Raw genomic sequence first — 8,239 nt, forward strand, 5'->3', positions numbered from 1 at the left:
TCTCAGAAATTTGCCTTGTCGCCAATACCTGCCTTTTCAGTTTACTGGAAGCTGGTCCAGTGTTGGTATCAAAGTCTGAAGTCCTGTAACCCTATAAATTATCAGGGTATTTGCAGTGCAGATAGGCTGACGTTACGGTCAGGAATACTAACCTTGACGAATCAATGAATACCTGAAGCGTAATTTATGTGCTATTGTCCCCAACGTTTTTTCGCTATTGCCCAGGCAATTTCTTCAAGCCAAGTGGTTATAAACGTTGCTTACCCCCACCGAGAAACTCTGCCATCAGTGAATATCAAGAGGGCTCCCCATGAACGTTTTAAAAATGACCGATCTGGATCTGGCCGGTAAACGTGTCCTGATCCGTGAAGACCTCAATGTCCCGGTAAAAGACGGCAAAGTCACCAGCGATGCCCGTATCCTGGCGTCTATGCCAACCATCGAGCAGGCCCTGGCGGCCGGTGCCCGGGTTATGGTGACCTCTCACCTGGGTCGCCCAACCGAAGGTGAGTATGAAGAACAGTTCTCCCTGAAGCCGGTGGCCGACTACATTGGCAACCTGCTGGGCAAGGACGTTCGCCTGGTCAAGGACTGGGTTGACGGTGGCTTTGACGTGGCCCCGGGAGAGCTGGTTATTCTGGAAAACTGTCGTTTCAACGTCGGCGAAAACAAAGACGACGAAGCCCTCTCACGCAAAATGGCCGCCCTCTGTGATATCTATGTGATGGATGCCTTTGGCACCGCCCACCGTGCCCAGGCTTCCACCCATGGTGTTGGCAAGTTTGCTGCTGTTGCCTGTGCCGGTCCACTGCTGGCGGCGGAACTGGAGGCACTGGGCAAGGCCATGGATAAACCGGAACGCCCAATGACCGCCATCGTGGGCGGCTCCAAGGTGTCCACCAAGCTGACCGTTCTTGAGTCTTTGTCGGGCGTTTGTGACCAGCTGATCGTCGGTGGCGGTATCGCCAACACCTTCCTGGCGGCGGCTGGTAACAATGTTGGCAAGTCACTCTATGAGGCAGACCTGATCCCCCAGGCCAGGGCCCTGATGGCCAAGTGTGATATCCCGATGCCCGTGGATGTAGTCTGCGGCAAGAAATTCGATGAGAACGAGACCGCCATCATCAAGTCGGTGGATGAAGTTGAAGATGACGACATGATCTTTGACGTTGGCCCGGAAACCCAGAGGCTGTTTGCCGACGTTCTGACCGCGGCAAAAACCATCCTGTGGAATGGTCCGGTGGGGGTTTTCGAGTTTGACCAGTTCGGTGAAGGTACCCGTTCACTGTCCATGGCCATTGCCAACTCGGGCGCGTTCTCTATTGCTGGTGGTGGCGATACCCTGGCCGCTATTGACAAGTACGGAATTAAAGATAAAGTGTCGTACATCTCCACCGGTGGCGGTGCCTTCCTCGAGTTTGTCGAAGGCAAGGTTCTGCCGGCAGTCGCCATGCTCGAAGCGGCAGCCAGGCGCTGAACAAACGATAAACAACACCGGAAGAACATTTTTTTCTTCCGGCATCCCCCCTCCATGTTTAATCATATCTGATGCTCCTGTTTCCCTGGAAAAATAGTTTTTCTTGATCGGACGCGCCGCTGCCTGAGTGTTGTCTGAATAACTGAGTTCTGTAGAATGCTGTCGTTGAACACTTCCATGAGACTGATACTATTGGACGCAGAAACCACCGGTTGGTTATTTTCAGTCAACGTCGTCAAAGGGATTTGTTATGTCATCTGAACAAGCCACTTTGAAACACGGATGGTATCTGCTGAAAGCCAAACCCCGGGAAGAGATTCGTGCCCGGGATAATCTTGAGCACCAGGGCTTTGAGGCCTACTGTCCGATCATTCAGGAAAAAAGTACCCCCGCCCCCCTGTTTCCCGGCTATCTGTTCGTCAGGTTAAGCAAGACAGACCTTCCCTTTTTTCACAAAATCCGTTCAACCCGGGGAATCGCCCATATTGTCCAGTTCAACCGGATCAGTCACAAACTCTATAGTGAAGGGCGACTTGCCAGAGAGGATCACGGGAAGTTACTCCCAAGCCCGATACCCGACGGTGACCAGCTAATCGACCAGATTGAGGCATTTGTCTGGCAATATAACGGCCACATTCCTGATGAGAAGCCAGACTCCGTATGCTTCAGGGAAGGGGAGTCGGTGCTCTATAACAACCCCCTTTTCCGCCACCTTGAAAGCACCTTTGTCAAAGGTATCAAGATGGATCGTGGTATTATCCTTATTCAATTCATTGAGAGTCAGCGCACTGACGCAGGCATTGAGAACAAGGTGGTTGCCAGAAAAGAGATAGAAGTTCCCTTGAAGGACCTCCGGAAAGTAGCTGAAGAAAGTTAATGAACAAACCCAGACTTATCGCTGATCTGCGCCCGCTCTCCTGCGGCCTGACTGCTTATCCGCACGAACAGGCATACTTTGAGTATTATCAAATTGACCTGGAAAATCGCATCCCTGATATCCAGCATTCTTTCGGGTATATAAACTGCGCTGACTACCGCATTGCCTGCCACTTATACACCCGGTCTGAAGCCAAAGGCTCTGTATTGCTCCTCCATGGCTACTATGACCATGTGGGCCTGTTTGAACATATTATCCAATTTTTCCTGGAAGAAGGTTATAACGTTCTGGCCTACGATCTTCCAGGTCACGGGCTTTCCAGTGGACAACCGGCCACCATCGAAGACTTTGCACACTATCGTCTGGTGCTGGAAGATGTTATGAAGTACTGCGCAGCAATACTCCCCAAACCATGGCTTGCCTACGGCCAGAGCACCGGGTGCGCCATTATCACCGAGTTGCTGCATCACAACACGGCCCAAAGCCTGCCGATGCCTTTTGCTCAGATTATATTTTCCGCCCCCCTGGTTCGGCCCCGGTTATGGCAGCTCAGCCGCATCCAGCTCTATCTGGTCAGGCCGTTTATACGTCAGATTCCCAGGAAGTTCAAAGACAACTGTCGTAATAAGAGTTTCCTGGAAAAGGCCCATAACGACCCGCTTGCTCCCACCGTTCTTCCGACACAATGGGTATCTGCCCTGGATCGCTGGATTGGCAAAATAGAAGCGTCAGAACAGCAAATTCCGCTAAGCCCGCTGATCCTGCAGGGTACGGATGACACCACAGTGGATGGACCCTACAATGTTCAGGCTTTAGGGAAGCTGTATCGCTCGCCCAAAGTCCTCTGGCTGGAGGGTGCCCGGCATCACCTGCCCAATGAACTCACAGAGACCCGGCTCCATTATATGCAGTGGTTATCCAAAGAGATGGATACCTGAGGTTTTCACCCGTACCAACAGTATGCGGCATTCCGGTAGCCCCTTGCCCTTTAGTTCAGGAAATTAGCAGTTTGATTGTTGTTTTATGTCGTCTATCTTGTTAATGAGCATGTGCTGACCAACGAGGCTCAAGGCAGATTGTCATGAAAGCACCCAAGATAGAGAAACTGGCGGTAAGCCCATTTGATGATTATTGTGATGGCTACGGTTGTCCCGGCGCTCAGGGGGCAGGTTATGTGGCCGCATTAAAAGTATCAACCGGCACTGTGGCGAAAACAGACGATGTACTATTGGATTACATCGTCGTTTATGACAAGGCAGAATGCGCTGATGCCTATATAGGTCAAATTAATATGCTAACGGCCTCCAGCTTTTGTGGAGTAGCCGGGCAGGTATGGGGGTATGATCTTGCCGTTCACGAAGATATCTACAACAAAAAAATTCAGCCACTCTTGAGACTGGAACAATACAACGGAGCACTGCTGGATGTGTATGACGCTGTCCCCCCTGTTGGATGCCAGTAGAAATCTGTTTGGTACAGAGAGTTCTCGCCATTTTCCCCTGGCACCGGGTGCTCATGTTATCTGCGCTAATAAAAGCGTGAACAGCTTTCGTCCAAGAGATAATCGCCCATTGAGAGAAGGTGAGGGTTATGGTGTCTGGTCGTGTATTGCCATTTCCCTGGCCAAAGATCGGGATAACTGCTCTGATCTATTTATTGAGGATGCCGGTATTTGGACCGAAAATGATAATGAACAACAGTTGCAAGCCTTTTTGGATGATATGAGAAAGTCGGTGGTATGGTCGATCACAGAGTGTGGTAAAGATTCACATGTGGTCTTTGATCGCACCTATATTGGTTTCTCCCACTCAATGATGAAGCCCGGTGACATTGGTACCGCCATTACCGTTGCCCCTTATGTGACATTAGCCCGAAAAGCGATCCCCGCCACCGGATTTTATGGTCTGAACAATATGCAGTTAAATGAGTGGTTGGCAGATGTGAATTTGTCGAGGGTTTAACCCGTTATATCATGACCTCCCTGTCATCCATCGCTGCATTAAGCCAGTGTCGCCAAATTGGAGTTTACCGCCACATTGATGGAATCCATATTTGGCTGACCGGTTACCGGCACATGAAACTTAAGGGATACGGAAGGCCTGAATACCAGACAATGGGTAGATCCGCCAAAATGGAACATGCCCAGTTGGTCGCCTCGCTTGACCTCATCACCCTCTTTTACTGTAGCCTCATTACTGGAAACTTCAGCCATGCCAACTGCCACGAAGGCCATCAGTCCAATGGCAGGGTCATTGGCCCTGATGAAAAAAATGGCCCGCGAGGCCGCTGAGGTGGTAAATGGCTGTGAGGCATTGGGAGCGGCAGGATCGGAGGATGTGTTGTAAACGCCCTCACTGATATTTTCGAGGTAGTAAGTGCCATTGACTGTCACAATCTTTTCAATCACGCCATCCACGGGGCTGTGCCAGCGATGATAACTAAGGGCACTGAGAAATGCCTGGTACACAGACCCGCCATCGAACTGCTCTGCCAAGGGGTCAAAATTGAGCATATTCATCAGTGAGTAAGGCTGCTCCTTGAGCCAGAACCGATCGGAACCCTTGACATGGGTTTGATACTGTAACGGGGCTGATTCGCAGGCACTGACAATAGGCGCATCACCAACGGGACGCAGATCGGGTTGAAACTCCCGGACAAAGAAGTGATCCCAGGAGCTGAAACCAAGATATCTGGAATCATCACGGTCTGGCACCTGAAATATATCGGTAAACGTCATCGAACCGGCCCTTGCAGGAATATTCTCAGGCTGACATGCCACGGCGATCATCTGCTGTCGGGCCTGTTCACCAAGCCAGGGGATGCTGGGGGGATCGGCATCGGGTTCACCTTCGGCCAGAACATACCTGGATTTTTCCGTGGTTAAAAAATGTCCCCAGTATTGCAGCACTTTTTGAAATTCACGATTGAACAGATCAGAAGAGAATACTGAGTAACCAGCAAAAGTACCCATCGGCCAGTCCAATAGGGCATTGATTGGAAAACCCACAAGGCCCTGGGCCTGGCCATCTTTACTGACAATAAACTCAGGGGCAGTGGTCATGATGTTGTTGAGCAGCCCCAGAAACTGCAACCAGCTGGTCACGGCCGGCGCTCCGGAAGGGTCATCCTGATCGTATACCAACGCTTCGGTAAACATGGCCTGAGTGCTGGCATGAAGCTCGTAAGAGAGAGCGACCAGGCTTTGCAGGTTTTTAATCGGCTCAATATATTCATGGGGACTGGAGACTGGCCTGGCAATGATTTTATGATGCCATTTGCGCAGCAGCTTATGGTCGGATGGCAGCCAGCCACCCAAACGACGTTTATTCACTCTCACCATCTCACCCTCCTGTGTTAAAGGATGCAGCATCAGAAAAAAACGTTGGCAGCCGTCTTTTCAGTTCAGGCTTGCCCTCCCATCAATGAGGTAAAGTTGGCAGCGGTATAAAAGATACCGACAACGGCTGCCACAACAATCAGCACCATAAATAGCTTTTCAACATGGTTAATCTGGCTGATAGCACCGGCCTCTTTTCTGGCCATCCAGAAAATGGGAATACCCAGTGAATAGATAATGGCGGCTACCAACATTAAACCGAGGCCAGCGGCATAGATCAGCCAAACGGCATAAAGAGTACCAACCACCCCGGTGAGCAAGGCAGCATGAATTTTCCTGTTTGAATTATTTTTAAAGTCTTCCTCTTTTCTGGCAATCTTCCACAAATAAAGGGTACATAAGAAGTAGCAGGGTAAAATCATGACGCCGGTAATACTGAGCATTAAATTCCAGGCATTATTGGAGAAGTAAACAATGATCATGAATATCTGCATCAGGATAGACGACATCAGCAGAGAAAAAGAGGGTGATTCGTTGTTATTCTCCCTGGCAAACACTTTGGGAAATGTTCCGTCCTTTGCTGCTTCACAGGGCAGGGATGCCAACATGAGAGTCCAGACCAGCCAGCTGCTCAAGATCGAAATCATCACCCCTATATTCATCAGGATATTCCCCCAGTTGCCTACCACGCCGTCAAGGACAACGCCGGTTGAAGGCGCTGACATAACGGCAAGCTGTCCCTGAGAAAAGCGGCCTAAAGGGAGCAGGGACAATAAGACATAAGTAGTCCAACACAGAAGAAAGCCGATGATGGTTGCTCTGCCAACATCCTTTTGTGAGCGTGCCTTGCTGGATATAACCACGGCTCCCTCAATACCGATAAATACCCAGAGGGTGACCAGCATGGTGCTTTTGACTTGTGGGAAAATGCCGCCAAGGTCTTTATCCATCAGGGCCGGGATCACGTCATGTCCCCAGAAGTCGGTAGAAAACATGGAAAAACGAAAGAAGAAAAAGAGAATCAGTACAAAAATACCCAGGGGGAGCAGCTTGCCGATGACGCCAATATTATTCAGGATGGCGGTCTGTTTGACTCCTGCCATAACCACGAAGTACATGAGCCAGATCATGATCGAACCGCCGATCACCGATGGCAGGTTATTCCCACCCTGAAAGTGTGGGGGGAAAAAATAGTTCAACGAGTCCATCAGCAAAACAGCATAGCCGACATTGGCACAACAATTACAGATCCAATACCCCCAGGCGATCAAAAAACCGGTAAAACGACCAAAGCCCAATTGCCCATAACCATAAATGCCCGCAGTCATTTCCGGCTTGACATCGGCCAGGGTACTGAAGGTGCTGGCCAGAAACCACATCCCGATACCGGTGATAATCCAGGCGATAATGATCGCTCCGGCGGAGGAGTTTTGCGCCATGTTCTGGGGCAGGTTGTAGACACCGCCACCAATCATGGCACTCACCACCAAGGCAGCCAGAGAGATAACGCCCAGCTTGTTGCCAGTCGTGCTAGTCATCTCGGTCTCCTAATCCAAATCCGGTGTTGTTTGCCAGATAAACACCGTGCGCCACCAGAAACCAAACATGCAAAAGCGTTTATGGTTTGGGCTGCTGTTGAGTAATGCAGTGGATATTTCCACCACCGAGTAATATCTCCCGGGACTCCACCTGCACAACTTTATGGGCAGGCAACAGATCCTGGAGAACACCTGCTGCAACATCGTCGTTGGGATCATCATAGGCAGGGAGTATGATCGCGCCGTTGCAGGTGTAGCAGTTGATGTATGAAGCCGCCAGGCGATCACCCACCTTGCGGTCCTTGGCTGTTTCGGCTTTATCGATACCCTGAATGTCTTCTTCTGTCGTATACATGGGAGCTGGGAGTGGCAGCTTATATACGGTAATGGAACGCCCCCTGGCGTCTTTCTCGCTGGTCAAATAGGCCAATGCCTGTTCACTTCGCTCATACTGGGGATCGCTCTTGTCATCCGGCCAGGCCAGCACAACCTCAGCAGGACGGATAAAAAAAGCCATGTTGTCAATATGGCCACAGGTTTCATCCTGATAGATGCCACGAGGAACCCACAACACTTTTTCAACATTGGTGTAGTCTTTGAGGTATTGCTCCATCTGCACTTTGGTCAAATGGGGGTTGCGACCGGGATTCAGAAACACCTCTTCACACACCATCAGGGTTCCCTCTCCGTCGGTGTGGATATTGCCGCCTTCTGCCACAAAACCATCGGTACGATAACGATCACAAAGCTCCATGGACAGCATCTTATGGGCCACCTGATCATCCAGATCCCAGGGTGAATAGAGTCCATTGTACTCACCACCGTAGGCATTGTAGCGCCAGTCAACGCCCCGCAAGTCGCCATGGCCATTGATCAGAAACGTGGTGCCGTTGTCCCGCATCCAGGCATCATTCTGATTCAGTTCAACAACCCGGATTTGTGGATGCACCAACTGCACGCTGGCGTTTTCGAATTGCCGTGACGAGGCACAGACCGTCACCGGCTCAAAT

Annotated in this window: 8 protein-coding genes; 5 read left to right on the plus strand and 3 right to left on the minus strand. The window is 50.6% G+C overall.

Going from position 1 to position 8,239, the window contains the following annotated elements; all coding sequences use genetic code 11:
* Positions 1-310: 310 nt before the first annotated feature.
* The 5 genes from KDK14_RS13580 (at position 311) to KDK14_RS13600 (ending at position 4,315) form a co-directional block, all read left to right on the plus strand.
* Entirely contained in the window at positions 311-1,477 is a 1,167-nt protein-coding gene (locus tag KDK14_RS13580) for a phosphoglycerate kinase (protein WP_257265703.1), read from the plus strand.
* 250 nt (positions 1,478-1,727) lie between these two features.
* Positions 1,728-2,354 carry a transcription termination/antitermination NusG family protein gene (locus tag KDK14_RS13585; protein ID WP_257265705.1) on the plus strand — a complete coding sequence of 209 codons (627 nt, stop codon included), beginning with the start codon at positions 1,728-1,730 and terminating at the stop codon, positions 2,352-2,354.
* Positions 2,354-3,292, plus strand: coding sequence for an alpha/beta hydrolase (locus KDK14_RS13590; RefSeq protein WP_257265707.1), 939 nt, complete (start codon positions 2,354-2,356; stop codon positions 3,290-3,292). The genes KDK14_RS13585 and KDK14_RS13590 overlap by 1 nt, the downstream gene beginning before the upstream one ends.
* 143 nt (positions 3,293-3,435) lie before the next feature.
* Positions 3,436-3,816: a histidine decarboxylase, pyruvoyl type gene (locus KDK14_RS13595; RefSeq protein WP_257265708.1), complete on the plus strand. Its 381-nt coding sequence runs from the start codon at positions 3,436-3,438 to the stop codon at positions 3,814-3,816.
* A complete protein-coding gene (locus KDK14_RS13600; protein WP_257265709.1) occupies positions 3,785-4,315 on the plus strand; it encodes a histidine decarboxylase, pyruvoyl type in 531 nt (176 codons plus the stop codon). The genes KDK14_RS13595 and KDK14_RS13600 overlap by 32 nt, the downstream gene beginning before the upstream one ends.
* A 38-nt stretch (positions 4,316-4,353) precedes the next feature.
* On the opposite strand, the gene KDK14_RS13605 is transcribed toward KDK14_RS13600, so the two are convergent.
* From KDK14_RS13605 to aguA, 3 genes are all read right to left on the minus strand, one after another.
* Positions 4,354-5,694 (minus strand): phosphatidylserine decarboxylase family protein, encoded by a 1,341-nt coding sequence (locus KDK14_RS13605; RefSeq protein WP_257265710.1) that lies wholly within the window; start codon positions 5,692-5,694, stop codon positions 4,354-4,356.
* 62 nt (positions 5,695-5,756) lie between these two features.
* The gene (locus KDK14_RS13610) at positions 5,757-7,229 is read right to left on the minus strand and encodes a basic amino acid/polyamine antiporter (protein WP_257265711.1); all 1,473 of its coding nucleotides are present in this window, start codon (positions 7,227-7,229) and stop codon (positions 5,757-5,759) included.
* A gap of 79 nt (positions 7,230-7,308) precedes the next feature.
* A partial coding sequence (gene aguA / locus KDK14_RS13615; protein ID WP_257265712.1) for an agmatine deiminase occupies positions 7,309-8,239 on the minus strand: 931 nt, incomplete at its 5' end.

Origin of the sequence: Endozoicomonas sp. ONNA2 (assembly GCF_024606365.1) — a bacterium.
Classification (GTDB): domain Bacteria; phylum Pseudomonadota; class Gammaproteobacteria; order Pseudomonadales; family Endozoicomonadaceae; genus Endozoicomonas.